The 15,809-nt window shown below is 70.3% G+C and carries 16 protein-coding genes; 7 read left to right on the top strand and 9 right to left on the bottom strand.

Translation table 11 applies throughout. The features are described from left to right. The first annotated feature begins 30 nt into the window (after positions 1 to 30). Entirely contained in the window at positions 31 to 1,266 is a 1,236-nt protein-coding gene (locus tag ABT340_RS05640) for an NAD(P)/FAD-dependent oxidoreductase (protein ID WP_352009495.1), read from the top strand. 60 nt (positions 1,267 to 1,326) lie between these two features. Here the strand turns inward: ABT340_RS05640 and ABT340_RS05635 are convergent, their stop codons facing one another. The 8 genes from ABT340_RS05635 to leuE all read right to left on the bottom strand — a co-directional run bounded on the left by ABT340_RS05635 (position 1,327) and on the right by leuE (position 8,176). Next, on the bottom strand, positions 1,327 to 2,259 hold the full coding sequence (locus ABT340_RS05635) for an acyl-ACP desaturase (protein ID WP_352009494.1): 933 nt from the start codon (positions 2,257 to 2,259) through the stop codon (positions 1,327 to 1,329). Between the two features lie 36 nt (positions 2,260 to 2,295). Next, positions 2,296 to 3,015: a DUF998 domain-containing protein gene (locus ABT340_RS05630; protein WP_352009493.1), complete on the bottom strand. Its 720-nt coding sequence runs from the start codon at positions 3,013 to 3,015 to the stop codon at positions 2,296 to 2,298. Next, the gene (locus ABT340_RS05625; protein WP_352009492.1) at positions 3,012 to 4,220 is read right to left on the bottom strand and encodes a glycosyltransferase; all 1,209 of its coding nucleotides are present in this window, start codon (positions 4,218 to 4,220) and stop codon (positions 3,012 to 3,014) included. Before ABT340_RS05625 ends, ABT340_RS05630 begins: the two co-directional genes overlap by 4 nt. Before the next feature lie 10 nt (positions 4,221 to 4,230). Continuing rightward, on the bottom strand, positions 4,231 to 5,058 hold the full coding sequence (locus ABT340_RS05620; RefSeq protein WP_352009491.1) for a DMT family transporter: 828 nt from the start codon (positions 5,056 to 5,058) through the stop codon (positions 4,231 to 4,233). Positions 5,059 to 5,316: 258 nt separating this feature from the next. Further along, positions 5,317 to 5,946 carry a DedA family protein gene (locus ABT340_RS05615; protein ID WP_352009490.1) on the bottom strand — a complete coding sequence of 210 codons (630 nt, stop codon included), beginning with the start codon at positions 5,944 to 5,946 and terminating at the stop codon, positions 5,317 to 5,319. A gap of 237 nt (positions 5,947 to 6,183) precedes the next feature. Next, positions 6,184 to 6,657 (bottom strand): TspO/MBR family protein, encoded by a 474-nt coding sequence (locus ABT340_RS05610; protein ID WP_352009489.1) that lies wholly within the window; start codon positions 6,655 to 6,657, stop codon positions 6,184 to 6,186. Positions 6,658 to 6,724: 67 nt separating this feature from the next. Then, positions 6,725 to 7,360 carry a VC0807 family protein gene (locus ABT340_RS05605; RefSeq protein ID WP_352009488.1) on the bottom strand — a complete coding sequence of 212 codons (636 nt, stop codon included), beginning with the start codon at positions 7,358 to 7,360 and terminating at the stop codon, positions 6,725 to 6,727. A 126-nt stretch (positions 7,361 to 7,486) separates the two neighbouring features. Then, complete coding sequence (gene leuE, locus ABT340_RS05600) at positions 7,487 to 8,176, bottom strand: leucine efflux protein LeuE (protein WP_352009487.1); 690 nt, start codon at positions 8,174 to 8,176, stop codon at positions 7,487 to 7,489. Positions 8,177 to 8,311: 135 nt separating this feature from the next. Here leuE and ABT340_RS05595 point away from each other — a divergent pair, with 135 nt between their 5' ends. After that, the gene (locus tag ABT340_RS05595) at positions 8,312 to 8,470 is read left to right on the top strand and encodes a hypothetical protein (RefSeq protein ID WP_352009486.1); all 159 of its coding nucleotides are present in this window, start codon (positions 8,312 to 8,314) and stop codon (positions 8,468 to 8,470) included. Further along, on the top strand, positions 8,470 to 9,585 hold the full coding sequence (locus tag ABT340_RS05590; protein WP_352009485.1) for a YeiH family protein: 1,116 nt from the start codon (positions 8,470 to 8,472) through the stop codon (positions 9,583 to 9,585). The genes ABT340_RS05595 and ABT340_RS05590 overlap by 1 nt, the downstream gene beginning before the upstream one ends. Positions 9,586 to 9,740: 155 nt before the next feature. Here ABT340_RS05590 and ABT340_RS05585 read toward each other — a convergent pair whose 3' ends face one another. Then, complete coding sequence (locus ABT340_RS05585; protein ID WP_352009484.1) at positions 9,741 to 10,223, bottom strand: Lrp/AsnC family transcriptional regulator; 483 nt, start codon at positions 10,221 to 10,223, stop codon at positions 9,741 to 9,743. Positions 10,224 to 10,350: 127 nt separating this feature from the next. Here ABT340_RS05585 and ABT340_RS05580 point away from each other — a divergent pair, with 127 nt between their 5' ends. From ABT340_RS05580 to ABT340_RS05565, 4 genes are all read left to right on the top strand, one after another. Continuing rightward, positions 10,351 to 11,028, top strand: coding sequence for a nitroreductase family protein (locus tag ABT340_RS05580; protein WP_352009483.1), 678 nt, complete (start codon positions 10,351 to 10,353; stop codon positions 11,026 to 11,028). 287 nt (positions 11,029 to 11,315) lie between these two features. Next, positions 11,316 to 11,801 (top strand): hypothetical protein, encoded by a 486-nt coding sequence (locus ABT340_RS05575; RefSeq protein ID WP_352009482.1) that lies wholly within the window; start codon positions 11,316 to 11,318, stop codon positions 11,799 to 11,801. A gap of 155 nt (positions 11,802 to 11,956) precedes the next feature. Next, complete coding sequence (locus ABT340_RS05570) at positions 11,957 to 13,801, top strand: cellulose binding domain-containing protein (protein WP_352009481.1); 1,845 nt, start codon at positions 11,957 to 11,959, stop codon at positions 13,799 to 13,801. Between the two features lie 137 nt (positions 13,802 to 13,938). After that, entirely contained in the window at positions 13,939 to 15,753 is a 1,815-nt protein-coding gene (locus ABT340_RS05565) for a cellulose binding domain-containing protein (RefSeq protein WP_352009480.1), read from the top strand. Positions 15,754 to 15,809: the final 56 nt, after the last annotated feature.

Genomic DNA, 15,809 nt, shown 5'->3' with positions numbered 1-15,809 from the left:
GCGGGGCGGTAATCCGATAAGAAGAGGAGCATGACCACCGAGCAGACGTACGTCATCGTTGGGGCGGGCCTCGCAGGCGCGAAGGCCGCCCAGTCCCTGCGGGAGGAGGGCTTCGACGGCAGGATCACCCTTGTCGGCGCCGAGTCCGAACTGCCCTACGAACGTCCTCCGCTGTCGAAGGGTTATCTCCTGGGCAAGGAGGACCAGGCCAAGGTCTACGTCCACGACGAGGCCTGGTACCGCGAGCACTCCGTGGAACTGGTGTCCGGCAGCCAGGTGACCGACCTCGACCGGGGCGCGCGCAGGCTGGAGCTGGACGGCGGAGGGCAGATCGGCTATGACAAGCTGCTGCTCGCGACCGGCGCCTCCCCGCGCCGCCTCGACGTGCCCGGCGCCGACCTTGAGGGCCTGCACTACCTGCGTGGCCTCGGAGACTCACAGCGGCTCCGTGACGCGATCAAGGGCGGCGGCCGGGTCGTCGTCGTCGGCGCGGGCTGGATCGGCCTTGAGACGGCGGCGGCGGCCCGCGAGTACGGCTGCGAGGTGACCGTCGTCGAGCCGCGCCCGGTGCCGCTGCAGGCCGCGCTAGGGCCGGAGATGGGCGGTTTCTTCGCCGACCTGCACCGGCGGCACGGGGTCGACCTGAGGCTCGGCCGTCAGGTGACCGGTGTCCTCGGTGACGGGCGCGTCAGGGCCGTCGCGACCGACGACGGGGCGGAGGTCCCGGCCGACGTCGTGATCGTCGGCGTGGGCGTGCGGCCCAACGCCGAGCTGGCCGTACTGTCCGGTCTGCCGGTGGACAACGGAGTCCTGGTCGACGCCGCGCTGCGCACGGAGGACCCCGACGTCTACGCCGCCGGTGACGTGGCCAACGCCTTCAACCCCCTGTACGGCACCCGCGTCCGCGTCGAGCACTGGGCCAACGCGCTCAACGGCGGCCTCGCCGCGGGCAGGTCCATGCTGGGCCAGGAGGTCGTCTACGACAGGCCGCCCTACTTCTTCAGCGACCAGTACGACGTGGGCATGGAGTTCTCCGGCTGGTTCGAGCCGGGCGGCTACGACTCCGTCGTCGTCAGGGGAGAGCGGGAGGAACAGGCCTTCTACGCCTTCTGGCTCAGCGGGGGCCGCGTCGTGGCGGGCATGCACGTCAACCTGTGGGACGACGGCATCGGCCCGGTGCAGAACCTGATCCGCTCGGGCGTCGCCGTGGACGCCGAGCGGCTCGCCGACCCCGAGGTCCCGCTCGCGGACCTGGCGAAGTCCTGATCCGCGCGTCCTTCCGCCGGGGGCCGCTTCCCGAGCCCCCGGCGGAAGGCGCGAGAAGGTTCAGGAGCGGGCGGCCTCGCGGGCGCGGCGGGCCTCGCGGCGCTCGACGAAGCGGGAGGCGGAGACCTCCAGACGGGCGAGGAACTCGGCGAGCTCCTCCCGGGCCTTCTCGCCCTCGCCGTCGAGGTCCTTCATGTCGAAGACGGCCCACTGCCGCAGCACCGGCATGAGGACGTCGTCGATGTGCAGGCGCAGGTCGTAGATCCCGGCGTTGGCGATGATCATCGCCTTGCGGCTGAAGCCCTCGATGCCGGTCCCCGGCATCTGGAAGGTGGTCACCACGTCGGTGACGGCGCGCATCGTCTGGCTCGGGGCCAGCTTGAAGGCGGCGTCGAGAAGGTTCCGGTAGAAGAGCATGTGCAGGTTCTCGTCGGCGGCGATCCTGGCCAGCAGCCGCTCGCAGTTCGGCTCGCCGGAGGCCCTGCCGGTGTTGCGGTGCGAGATCCGGGTGGCCAGCTCCTGGAAGGAGACGTAGGCCAGTGAGTGGAGCACTCCCTCGTAGGAGTTGGTGAACCCCTCCTCCATGTGGAACATGCGGGCGCGTTCGAGGGCGACCGGGTCGACCGCGCGGGTGACCGTCAGATAGTCACGCAGGGCGGCGCCGTGCCGGGCCTCCTCCGCGGTCCACCGGTGCACCCAGGTGCCCCAGGCGGCGTCGCGGCCGAAGGCGGTGGCGATCTCGTAGTGGTAGCTGGGGAGGTTGTCCTCGGTCAGCAGGTTGACGATGAGGGAGACGCGCGCCTCTTCGGGCAGTTTCGAGTCGTTCTCGACCCAGGCCTCGCCGCCGAGCACGCCGTCGAATTCCCTGCCCTCGGACCACGGGACGTATTCGTGGGGGAACCACTCCTTCGCCACCTTGTGATGCCGGTCCAGCTCCCCGGCGACGACGGGCTCAAGCTCAAGCAACAGCTCGGTCTGGCTGAACTCGCGCATTGCGGTCTTCTCCCTCACAGACTACGGAACCGTAACCTACGTTAGCGTAGGTACCCCGAGGGTCGGTACGCGAGATGTCTCACCTCTGCCGCCCAGACCGAGGGAGGCGAGGAGGACGACCAGGGCGTCGCTCAGCACCAGCAGGCGCTGGAGCAGGCCGTAGTAGCCGGGGCCGTCGATGAGGGAGGAGACCAGCGAGCCCGGGTGGGCGGCCAGGAAGGCGGCCAGGAGCACCACCGAGAGCGCGCTGACGACCGAGAGCAGCGGGTTCCTGAACCTCCTGCCGAGCAGCCAGCCCGCGCAGGGCAGCGCGGTGAAGACCACGGCCGCCGACCAGCGGTGGATCTCCCCGCCCGCCGAGAGGGTCCCGGCGGCGGTGTCCGTGGTGAAGGCCGCGGTCAGCAGCAGGCCGACGGCCCCGGCCAGGAACAGCACCCGGGCGGCGGCGCTGCGCGCCGGGTCCACCCGGGCCAGGCCGTAGGAGACCCAGACCGAGCCGACGGCGAGCGCGATCGTGCCGAGGACCATCGCCGGGGCACTGGCGCCCAGCAGCGCGTAGTCGCTGATCAACGTCGTCATCGGATCGACCTGGCCCGCGGCCACGTGCGCGTAGAGCGTCGCGGCGACGGCCAGCAGCGCCGCCGCGACCCCCGGCCAGCGCCACACGGCGCGTGCGCCCGCGTTCTCCTCTTTCACGGTTCCTTCGCTTTCCTTTCCCGTGCCGACGGCGCCCCTGCCCAGGGCGCCCGCGCTCACCGCGCCACCTCCTGATAGATCGCCTCGAACCTGGCCAGGGAGGCCTGGTGGTCGTGGGTCAGCGCGATCGAGCGGCTCACGGCGCCCATGGAGGCGCGCGCCTGCGGGCTGCGCAGCAGGTCGCCCAGGTGCTTGGCCAGCCCCCGCACGTCGCCGGGGGCGAACAGGTGACCGTTCTCGCCGGGCCGTACGAGGTGGGGCAGGGCCATCGCGTCGGCGGCGACGACCGGCAGGCCCGTCGCCATGGCCTCAAGCGTCGCGATGCTCTGCAACTCCGCGACACTGGGCATCGCGAACACGTCCGCCGCGGCGTACACCTGCGGGATCGTCTCGTCCGGCACGAAACCGAGGAAGATCACCCGGTCGCCGACCCCGATCCGGTGCGCCAGCCGTTCCAGCGCCGCCCGCTGCCCGCCGGTGCCGACCAGCGCGATCTGCGCGTCGGTCTCGTTGAGGACGTACGGCAGCGCGCGGACGAGGTCCTCAAGCCGCTTCTCCTCGTCCAGGCGCCCCACGAACAGCACCGTGTCCCGGTCGGGCAGGTCGAAGGCCTTGCGCGCCCACGCCCTGGGCTCGGCGTGCGGGTGGAAGCGGGCGAGGTCGATGCCGCAGGAGACGGCCTCGACCGAGCGGGTGAAGCCCCGGTCGGTGAGCAGCCCGGCGGCGATCCTGGTCGGCGTGGTGACCCGGTCGACACGGGAGAAGATCCGGTTGAAGTCGCGCCAGGCCAGCCGGGCGACCTGCTCCCGCAGCGGCCCGGGGACGTGCGCGAACTGGAAGAGGTTGTCGGGCATGAAGTGGTTGGTCGCGACCACCGGGACGCCGCCGCGCCTGGCCGCCGAGATCGCGGCCCTGCCGACCACGAAGTGTCCCTGGACGTGGAGCACGTCGGGGGCGATGTGCCGTACCAGCCGGTCGAGCCTGGAGGGGAGGGAGACGCGCATGGTCGGGTGGACCAGCAGCGGGGCCGAGCGCAGCCGGTGCACGGTCACCCCGTCGAGGGACTCGGTCCTGGCCGGGCCCTCGTCGGAGCAGCAGATCACGTGGACCTCGTTGTCCCGCCCGGCCAGGCCACAGGCCAGGCGGTGGGTGAAGTAGGCGGTGCCGTTGACGTCCGGCGGGTAGGTGTCGGTGGCGATCAGAACCCGTCTCGGCCTCTGGGGGAGGGGGGACGGGGCGAGGATCGGGGCGGCTGAGGTGACCATCGATACTCCTTCATCGATCTAATCGGACGTTGGGGGACAGCGGGGTCGTGCGGGCCAGCGCGACCGTGCCCGCGGCGGTGAGGCAGGCGGCGGCGAGCGCGGTCAGCGTGCTCACCGCGCCGGTCGGCAGCGGTTCACCGAGAAGCAGGGCTCCGAAGACGACGGCGGTGAGCGGGTCCGCCACCTGGAGCGCGGCGAAGGCGACGCCGAAGTGGCCGGCGGCGTAGGCGTGCTGCAGCAGGACCAGCGCGACCAGGCAGGGCAGCGGTACGGCGAGCACCAGCCAGAGGTCCCAGTCGCCGTAGACCAGGACCCTGGTGAGGGTGGCGGTCGCCCCGTAGAGCACGCCCGCGGCCATGGCGAGCAGCCCGGCCCGTCCCGCCGGCGAGGTCCGCCGGGAGGCCGCCCACAGGGCCAGGGCGGTGATGGCCGCCCCCGCGAGCAGGGCCACCACCCCCGTCGTGCTCAGGTGGGGGTCTCCGGTGCCCTGGGGAACGACCAGCACCAGGCCGCCGAGCCCGACGGCGATCACCGCGGCGGCGGACAGTTCACGGGACGTGGGTCTGCGACCGCCGAGGGCGGCGGCGCAGGGCAGGGCGAACAGCAGGCTGGCCACGCCCATCGGCTGGACGACGGTGAGCGGGCCGTACCTCAGGGCGAGGACGTGCAGGCCGGTCCCGACCCCGATGGACAGCCCGCCGAGCAGCCATCGCGGGCGCCGGAACAGACGGCCGATCGTGGGTCGTTCCGCACCGGCCGCCTCGTGCTGCTGCAACGCGGCTCCGAGCGCGAAGAACAGCGATCCCAGCAACGCCAGGCCGACGGCCAACACGGTCATGCGCACTCCTTCCACTGCAGATGAAGACATGGCGAGATGGCCGAGACACCTCAAGGAGGCGACCGGTTGGGGTCTTCCGGTGAACCAGTGGCAGCGTCTCGCGGCACGGACCCCGGAACCATCGGGGTTCTCCCTGACTCCCCGGGGAATTCCCCGGGGTCGGGCTCGGGGGCCGTCAGGGCCTCGTGGCCGGGGCGACGGCCTTCTCCGAGGTGACGGAGTTCCCTCCCCGCCGGCGAGGGGGAAAGGAGGTAGGGGTCAGTCGCGGACCCCGGCCGCGGTCCGCTCGTGCCGCTCGGCCGTACGGCGCCGCCGGGTGAAGCGGACCACCTCGACCACCGCCGTGATCGACAGGGCGATGCCGAGGCCGAGCAGCAGCCCCTTGATCGGGTCGTTCTCGAAGGCGGCGCCGCCCACGAAGCCGATCAGCCCCGAGTAGATCGCCCAGGACACGGCGGCCAGGGCGTCGAAGAGGGCGAAGGAGCGCCGGGGGTAGGCGACGGCGCCCATGGTGAGGGTGCACGCCGTCCGGCCCGCGGGGATGTAACGGGCCACGACCAGGACTAGCCCGCCGCGTTCGGCCAGGGCCCGTTCCGCCCAGGCGATCGCCTTGCCGCTGCGCCTTCCGCCCCTCAGACGGCTGTTGGTCGTGCGCCCGATGGCGTACGAGATGTGGTCGCCCGCGAACGCTCCGAGTGCCGCGACCACGATCACCAGCCACAGGCTGGGTGCGCCGGTCGAGGCGGCGAAGACACCGGCCGTGATGACGGCCGTCTCCGCGGGGACCACGGGAAAGAAGCCGTCGAGCATGGCCAGCGCGAACAGCGCCAGATAGATCCACGGCGAGGACATCGCCTGGTGGACGGCGTCGAGGATGGCCTGTGTCACAGCCGCACTCCTGTAGGTATCGGGAACCGCACACAGCACGGTGCCGGGCGGCCCGCATGTCGGGCATCAGGGGGAGTCCCCGAGCTTTCGGGGAGCGCCCCCTGAGGGCCCCTCAGGGGCGCGTCATCTCGACCCTAGGAAGCAGAGGGCGGTCGGCACATCCCGCGTTCGGTCGTGGTGACCCCCTACTTTCGTCATGCGCCCTCCTGTTCCGGCAGGAGATCCCGCGCGGCGGGGTCAGTTCATCAGCCAGACGGCCAGGTTCAGCGCGCCCGCGTAGGTGACCCACAGCGCGTACGGCACCAGCAGCCAGGCGGCGGGGCGGCTGATCGGCCGGAACATGACGACGGTGGCCACGATCGTCCCCCAGAGCACCACGATCTCGGCGAAGGCGACGCCGTACAGGTGGGCGCCGAAGAACAGCGGGGTCCAGAGCGCGTTGAGGACGAGCTGGACGGCGTAGACGCCGAGCGCGGGGGTCAGGCCGCGCGCCGACCAGGCCAGCCAGCCCGACAGCGCGATCATGACGTAGAGCACCGTCCACGCGGGACCGAACAGCCACCGCGGCGGTGCCCACGCGGGGCGGTCGAGCATGAGGTACTCACCGCCCGCGTCTCCCGCCGCCAGCGCCCCGGCCGCGGCGACCAGGGCGAGGGCGAGGATGAAGACGGGCAGCACGAGCCAGCGTTTCGGATTTTCCGCGATGTCCATGAGGTCCTCCCTGCCCCTGTCTTCGTGGCTCAGACGAGGACGGTTTCCCCGGCGGGGAGGGAAAGGCTCAGGCGGGGGCCGGGTCGTGGTGCAGGCGGCGCAGGACGCGGCGGAAGGCGTAGACGGAGACGGCCGCGGCGAGACCGCTGATCAGCGCGACGACGCCGGTGCGGACCAGCAGGTAGGTGCCGATCGACTCGTGCAGCAGGAGCCAGATGCTCACCGAGGAGTTGGCCAGCAGCACGAAGGCCCACAGCAGGGTGATCCGGGCGAAGAACCGCCGCACCCGCTCGTGCCTGAGCACCGCGGAGGGCAGGTGGATGTAGTCGAGGGTGAGCTTCTGCGCCAGTGGCCGGTTCAGCCGCACCGAGGCGAGGAAGGCCACGCTGATGCAGATGGTGCCCAGTTCCGGCTGGAGGAAGTAGACCACCGCGCTTCCGCTCCACAGCCCGAGCAGCGCCCGCACGGTGATCGCGATGGCGGCCAGCACCATCGTCCCCGGCACCCTGACCCGCCGGACCAGGCGCCAGCCGACCCCCGCGTAGACCCAGCTCACCGCCGCGATCAGGGCCCCGTTGAGCCCGAGCACGGCCAGCGCGGCGTAGAAGACGGCCAGGGGGGCGACCACCCCTTCGAGGAGCTTGGGCACGGCCTGCCGGACCAGGGCGGTGAGGCGGGGCAGGACGACGGGCGGATGGCTCATGACGCTCCCCAGGGGACGGCCGCCGGACGTCTCGGATCGGGGGACGGAGACTCCCGTGCCGGACGGCGATTCACCGTATCCGAGCCGGGTGAGTGCCCGAGCCGTCCCGCCGGGGCCGGGGAGGCGTCAGCCCATGGAGGCCGTGGCCAGCTTCGCGCCGAAGCCGAGGAAGAGCGCGCCGACCCCGGTGGTCAGCCCGGCGGCCAGCTTGCGGCGCGTCCTGAACTGGGCGGCGAGGAACGTTCCACCGAAGATCAGCAGAGACAGGTAGAGCATGCTGAACACCTGGCAGATGACGCCCAGGATCAGGAACGACAGCGCGGGCATGCCGTAGGCCGGGTCGACGAACTGGATGAAGAAGGAGATGAAGAACAGGATCGCCTTCGGGTTCATCAGGCTGATCACGAGGGCCTTGCGCAGGGGGTTCTCCCCACCGCGCCGGGACGCGGCCTGCGTCGTCCGCCCGGCCTGCGCTCCCTGGGCCGCCTGAGCCGCCTGGGCGTCCTGTGACGTCCGCCAGGAGCGCCAGGCTCCGCGCAGCATCTGGAAGCCGATCCACGCCAGGTAGGCCGCGCCGGCGTACTTGACGACGTTGAAGAGGATCGGCGTCGACTTCAGCAGTGAGGCGACCCCGGCCGAGGCGAGCACCATCAGGACGCTGTCGCCGATGAACACCCCGGCGGCCGCGCGGTATCCCTGGCGTACGCCGCGCTGCGCGGCGGTGGTGAGCACGTAGAGCGAGTTCGGGCCGGGCAACAGGATGATGAAGAAGGCGCCGAGGACATAAGTCCATATGTCGGTTATGCCGAAGAACATGGTCGTGCTCCAGGGGGACGTTGCGTGATCCGTCACACGCTACCGCCACGCGTCGTACCGCTTTACCTTTAATCCCTATCGAATTACCATGGAAATGACTCGGGGGTGACGTCGGACGACGAGTGAGGTCGTGAGATGAGCGAGACCGATCCTCCTGTGGAGACCCCCGCGGAGACCGCGGTGGAGAGCGAGGGCCGTACGGCGGTCAACGAGGACTGGGCGGCCACGATCGTGGGCCTGGTGCTGCTGGCACTGGTCCTCGTCGGCGTGATCCCCGTAGGGCTGGTGCCCTGATGAGCATCGAGGAGACGAACGTCGTGTCCCGGCGTCAGGGCGGCGCCGGATGGGCGCTGTCGGGCGTCCTGGTCGTGCTGCTGCTGGCCGCGGCGACCCGCTATCTGGACCAGAACGTCCCCGAGCTGCTCAAGGGGACCCCGCTCGGGAACATCGCGGCCACCGTCGAGTACCCGGTCTACGCGATCGTCATCGGGCTGGCCGGCAACGCCGTGCTCACCCTGGCCGGGGTGCGAGAGCGCCTGTCCGGCGGTTTCAGGACCGAGTTCTTCATCAAGACGGGCCTGGTCCTGCTGGGCGCCTCGATCAACCTCAGGGTGATCGTCACGGCCGCCGGTCCCGCGATCGTCCAGGCGATCGTGCTGATCACCTCGGTGTTCCTGTTCACCTGGTGGCTCGGCGGCAGGCTGGGCCTTGAGGAACGGCTGCGCGCGCTGCTGTCGGCCGCGGTCTCGATCTGCGGGGTGAGCGCGGCCATCGCCGCGGCGGGCGCCGTACAGGCCAGGCGTGAGCAGCTGGCCTACAGCGCGAGTCTGGTGATCGCCTTCGCGCTGCCCTCGATCTTCGTCCTGCCCTGGCTCGCGGGCGTGTTCGGGCTCAGCGACGAGGTCGCCGGGGCGTGGATCGGCGGCAACATCGACACCACCGCGGCGGTGACGGCGGCGGGCGCGATCGTCGGAGACAACGCGCTCGCGGTGGCGAGCATCGTCAAGGTCACCCAGAACGCCCTGATCGGCGTCGTGACCATCGGGCTTACCGCCTACTTCGCCTTCCGGGTCGAGCGGCGCCCCGGCACGCGCGGGCCGGGTCTCGGCGAGTTCTGGCGGCGCTTCCCGAAGTTCGTGCTCGGCTTCGTCGCCGCCTCGGTGATCGCCACCTGGTGGCAGGGCACGGTCGCCGTCACGCAGGCCAAGGCGGTCATCGGGGAGGTGAACGACCTGCGGGTCTGGTTCCTGATCCTGGCCTTCGTCAGCATCGGCCTGGAGTTCAGGGTCGCCTCGCTGCGGGAGGCGGGCTGGCGCCCGGTCGGGGTCTTCGCCGCCGCGACCCTGGTCAACGTGGTCGTCGCCCTCGGGCTTGCGCTGGCACTGTTCGGCGGGTTCAGCGCCGCCTGAGACCGGAGTCCGGTACGGCGGGCCGTCGCGACGGCCCGCCGTTCGTCCTGTCACAGCCCTTCCCGGCCTCCCCGGCTCGGCGGTCCGCCTCCGCCGCCGGCATGCCCGTCTCCGGATCGCCCGCCGGGGTCCGGCTGTTCCCGGGAACCGGTGTCTCAGCCTCGGTCGGCCAGGGGCTGGACCCGGTGCGGGACGACCGTGGACAACGTGATCACCGTGCTGCTGCGCCGTACGCCGGGGATCGTGAGGGTCTCGTCGATGACCTCCTGGATGTGCTCGTGGTCGCGGCCCGCGATCCGGCACCAGACGTCGCCGGGACCGGTGACGATGTGGGCCTCCAGGACCTCGGGGATCGCGGTGAGCGCGGCGGAGATCTCGGCCCTGGAGACCTGCTCGACCTCCAGCGTGGTGAAGGCCTGCACCGGGTACCCCAGCGCGCGGGGGGAGAGGTTGGGGCCGAAGTCGGTGATCACCCCGTCGGAGACCATCCGGTCGAGGCGGGCCTGGACGGTGCCCCTGGCGACGCCGAGGAGGCGGGAGATCTCCAGCAGCCCGGTCCTCGGGCGTTCCCTGATCAGGTGGAGCACCTTGCGGTCGAGCTCGTCCAGGCCGTTCCGCCGGGCTGCCAATCTGTCCACCTCCGAAGTGCGCGCCGTGCCCTTCACTGACGATCTGGCAGTGAAACGGCGGGTGTGTTGCCCAGTCTGGGACTGCCAATCACACTACGCCTGCATATATGGCATATACGGCAAAGATGGAGGAGAAATGGCACGCGAGCATTCCCACCCTTTCATTCCTTACCGGCCCACGCGGTACCCCGAGGCCGAGATGGTGGAACGGGGCCGCAGGTTCTACGAGCACATGGACCGGCGCAGGAGCGTGCGCTTCTTCAGTGACGAGCCCGTGCCCCGCGAGTGCGTCGAGCTGGCGATCAGGGCCGCCAACACCGCGCCGTCAGGGGCGCACCAGCAGCCCTGGAAGTTCATCGTCGTCGGCGACCCGGAGACCAGGAAGCGGATCAGGGAGGCCGCCGAGATCGAGGAGCGGCAGAACTACGAGGGCGGCCGGCTGACCGCCGAGTGGCGCGAGGCCCTGGCCCACCTGGAGACCACCTCGGACAAGGGCTACCTGGAGACGGTGCCGTGGCTGGTGGTCTGCTTCGCGGAGAAGTACGGCGTCCGCCCCGACGGCACCCGGGTCAAGCACTACTACGTCAACGAGAGCGTCGGCATCGCGTGCGGGTTCTTCATCGCCGCGCTGCACGAGATGGGTCTGTCGACGCTCACCCACACCCCGAACCCGATGGCGTTCCTGACCGAGATCTGCGGACGTCCCGGCAGTGAGCGCCCTTACATTCTGTTCCCGGTCGGTTACGCGGCCCACGACGCGGAGGTTCCCGATCTCACCCGCAAACCGCTGTCACAGGTGCTCGGCGAGGAGTGACCGGCGCGCGGAGGCGGAAAGGAGGGCAGATTTTGGAACGTGCCTAGCTGGATCGTTGAATCCTTGAGCTTTTGGGCCTTGTGGCAAATCTCTGTCAAGGCTACGATCGCGACAACTCTTAGGAAACTTTCCTAAAAGAAATGAGGAGACGAGACGACGATGGTGCGCCCCCCACCGCCTTGATCGATCGCGAGCTGCGAGAACGCCAAGACGGCAGTCATCACCATGTGAAGGTCCGGCCGTTCGGACGACTCCACCCCCCAGGTTCCCCTGTCAAGGGAGCGATCATGTGGCGTACCCTTCCCTTACTCGTCCTGACTGAGGCTGCAAGCTCCCCGCACGGGGCGTTCGCGCCAGGTGGCACCACCACCGCCACCCTCGTCCGGCCTTGCGGCCGGTGGTCGGGGCCACGGGGCGGGCACACGCCCAAGGATGTCACCATCGCGGTTCCCGCGCACCGGCAAACCCGGCGCGAGAACACGCCGCCCACCGGTCACGGGCGGCATCTCGGCTCCATCATCGCCTTGACCAGCGTTTCGACCAGCGTTTCGACCAGCGTGAGCCGTAACGACGCGGCCACGCGGAACACCCCGGGCGATCCGCGCGCGTCCGCACGGGCCGAACACACCGTCGGCCGGACTCCGCGGGTCGGCGTACAGCCGGTCATCACCGGTGAACACCGGAAGATCGGGCACGCGACCGGTACGGCGAACCAAGAGACGACCAGCGACGGCGCCTCTTCGTTCGGCGTGCCGGGCGACGGCCTGCGCTGAACCATGGCGTGGACCCGGCCTTCCTGCGGCCCCGGGACCGCGCCCTACCCGCCGTACGGCTTGCGCTCCGCCTCCTCGCCGCCTGCAGAGGAGCACCCCCCAAAAAGGAGCGCGAGCCGTACGGCCACCCCCCCCACCGAATGCATGAGGTTAACGTGAGATTTCGCGTCATAGCCGGATCGCTCGTCGCCGCGGCGGCCCTCGCCGCGGCGGCGACGGCGGTCGCACTCCCAGCACAGGCCGCCTCGGCCACCGCGACCTTCGTCAAGGTCGGCGACTGGGGCTCGGGCTTCGAAGGCAAGTACACGATCAAGAACGACAGCGGCACCGCCATGAGCAGCTGGAAGGTCGAGTTCGACCTGCCCGCCGGTGTCAGCGTCGGCTCGTTCTGGGACGCCACGCTGACCAGGAACGGCCAGCACATCACCTTCAGCAACGTCGGCTGGAACGGCAGCGTCCCCAGCGGCAGCAGCGTGAGCTTCGGCTTCCTCGGCACCCCGGGCGGCGCCAACTCCGTACCGCTGAACTGCAAGCTCAACGGCGCCGACTGCGGTGGCGGCAGCACCGAGACCGCCCCGGGCAAGCCGGGCGCGGTGACGGCGACCGGTGGCTCGAAGAGCGTGTCCCTGTCGTGGGGCGCGGCCAGCGGTACGGTGACCGGTTACCGGGTTTACGAGGGCTCGACGCTGAAGGCGACCGTGACCGGTACCTCGGCGACGATCTCCGGTCTGGGTGACTGTGAGGCGCACACCTACACCGTCGCGGCCTACAACGGCGCGGGCGAGGGTGCCAAGAGCGACCCGGCGAGCGCGAGCACCACCGGCTGCACCACCGGCGCCCCCGGCAAGCCCGGCTCGGTGACGGCGACCGGCGGCTCGAAGAGCGTGTCCCTGTCGTGGGGCGCGGCCAGCGGTACGGTGACCGGTTACCGCGTCTACGAGGGTTCCACGGTGAAGGCGACCGTGACCGGTACCTCGGCGACGATCTCCGGTCTGGGTGACTGTGAGGCGCACACCTACACCGTCGCGGCCTACAACGACAACGGTGAGGGCGCCAAGAGCGACCCGGCCAGCACCAGCACCACGGGCTGCACCACCACCCCGCTGCCCAAGCACTTCCTCACCGGCTACTGGCACAACTTCGACAACCCCGCGGTCGAGCTGAAGCTCTCCTCGGTGCCGAAGGAGTACGACCTGATCGCCGTCTCCTTCGGCGAGGCCAGCTCCACCGCGGGCGAGGTCGTCTTCGGCATCGACCCGGGCCTGTCGGCCTCCCTGGGCGGCTACACCGACGCCCAGTTCAAGGCCGACGTGCAGACCGTGCACTCGCGCGGCCAGAAGGTCATCCTCTCGGTCGGCGGTGAGAAGGGCCGCGTCCAGGTCGCCAGCTCGGCCGCGGCGACCAGGTTCGCCGACAGCGTCTACGCCCTGATGCAGAACTACGGCTTCGACGGCGTCGACATCGACCTGGAGAACGGCCTCAACGCCACCTACATGGGCCAGGCCCTGCGGTCGCTGCGCGCCAAGGCCGGCTCCGACCTGATCATCACGATGGCGCCGCAGACGATCGACATGCAGTCGCCGGGCGCCGAGTACTTCAAGCTCGCGCTGAACATCAAGGACATCCTCACCGTTGTCCACACGCAGTACTACAACTCGGGCTCCATGCTCGGCTGCGACAAGATGGCGGCCTACTCGCAGGGCACGGTCAACTTCATGACCGCCCTGGCCTGCATCCAGCTTGAGAACGGTCTGCGCCCCGACCAGGTCGCGCTCGGCCTGCCCGCGGGCCCCGGCGCCGCGGGCGGCGGCATCGTCGCGCCCTCCATGGTGAACCAGGCGCTGACCTGCCTGGCCACCAAGACCAACTGCGGCTCCTTCGTTCCCCCGAACGCCTACCCCGGCATCAGGGGCGCGATGACCTGGTCGATCAACTGGGACGCCAGCAACAACTGGAACTTCTCCAAGACCGTCAAGCCGCACCTCGCCACTCTTCCCTAGGGAAGCACCTCCCAGGGCACACAGCCGGTACGGCCCGCGTCTTCCGCCCCCGGGGCGCGGGCCCTACCTAGGTCACGACGAAGTGACACCCCCCAGGTAAGACCGCACTTCTCGCACCTCTTCCCCATGGAGGGAACATGCGTCCTCTTCGTATTCTCGTGGCGGCGGCCATCGCCGCCTCGGGTGTACTGCTCGCCTCCTCCCCGGCCCACGCGGCCGGGGTGACGGCGACCTTCACCAAGACCTCAAGCTGGGGCTCGGCCTTCGAAGGCAAGTACACGATCAAGAACGACAGCGGTGCCGCCCTGAGCAGCTGGAAGGTCGAGTTCGACCTGCCCGCGGGCGGCAACGTCAGCTCCGCCTGGGACGCCAGCCTGACCAAGAGCGGTACCCACTTCACGCTCAGCAACGTCGGCTGGAACGGCAGCCTCCCGGCCGGGAGCAGCGTGAGCTTCGGCTTCATCGCCTCCCCCGGTGACGCGACCCCGACCGGCTGCAAGGTCAACGGCGCCGACTGCGGCGGCGGCAGCACCGAGACCGCCCCCGGCAAGCCCGGCGCGGTGACGGCCACCGGCGGCTCCAAGAGCGTGTCCCTGTCGTGGGGCGCGGCCAGCGGTACGGTGACCGGTTACCGCGTCTACGAGGGCTCCACGGTGAAGGCGACCGTGACCGGCACCTCGGCGACGATCTCCGGCCTGGGTGACTGCGAGGCGCACACCTACACCGTCGCGGCCTACAACGGCGCGGGCGAGGGTGCCAAGAGCGACCCGGTCAGCGCGACCACCACCGGCTGCACCACCGGTACCCCCGGCGCACCGGCCAACGTGACCGTGAGCGGCACCACCGACACCTCCATCTCGCTGTCGTGGGGCGCCTCCTCGGGTACGGTGACGGGCTACCGCGTTTACGAGGGCTCCACGGTGAAGGCGACCGTGACCGGCACCTCGGCGACGGTCTCCAACCTGGGCACCTGTGAGCCGCACACCTACACGGTCAAGGCCTACAACTCCCAGGGCGAGTCGGCCGCCAGCGCCGCCGTCACCGGCACCACCACGGGCTGCACCAACCCGAACCCGGCCAAGATGCCCGGCGCGCCGTACCTCTACATGGGCTGGGGCAACCCGCCCAGCGTCACCACCGTCATGAACGCCACCGGCATCAAGTCCTTCACGATGGCCTTCATCCTCGCCCAGAACGGGTGCAACCCGGCCTGGGACGGGCAGCGTCCGCTGACCGGTGGCGCCGACCAGGCCGCGATCAACGCGGTCAAGGCCGCGGGCGGCAACGTCCAGATCTCCTTCGGCGGCTGGAGCGGTAACAAGCTCGGCCCGAACTGCTCGACCCCGCAGGCCTTCGCCGGCGCCGTGCAGAAGGTCATCGACGCGGTCGGCCCGGCCGTGGTCGACTTCGACATCGAGAACACCGACGAGTTCGAGAACTACACCGTCCAGGACCGCATCCTCAACGGCCTCAAGATCGTCAAGGCCGCCAACCCGAACGTCAAGATCGTCGTGACCTTCGGCACCGCGACCACCGGCCCGACCAGCCACGGCATCCGCCTGATCAACCAGGCCAAGGCGCTGGCCGTGCCGATCGACAACTACACGATCATGCCGTTCGACTTCAACGGCGGCGCGAACATGTACCAGAGCACGGTCAACGCGGCCGAGGGCCTGAAGAACGCGCTGAAGTCCGCCAACGGCTGGACCGACGCGCAGGCCTACGCCCACATGGGCATCTCCGGCATGAACGGCCTGTCCGACCAGCAGGAGGTGACCAGCCCGGCGACCTGGCAGCAGATCACCGACTACGCCAAGTCCAAGGGTCTGACCCGCCTGGCCTTCTGGTCGACCAACCGTGACCGCCCCTGCCCCGGCGGCGGCGTCCAGGAGACCTGCAGCGGCGTCGCGCAGGCCGACTGGGAGTTCACCAAGATCACCGCCGGCTTCTAGCCGGTACGGCCCGCGGCCCCGTGCACCGGGCCGCGGGCCGTACCCCCATGACACCC

The organism is Streptosporangium sp. NPDC000239 (assembly GCF_040300765.1).
Classification (GTDB): domain Bacteria; phylum Actinomycetota; class Actinomycetes; order Streptosporangiales; family Streptosporangiaceae; genus Streptosporangium.
Note: the sequence above shows the minus strand (reverse complement) of the source record. Positions and strands in the feature narration are given on the sequence as shown.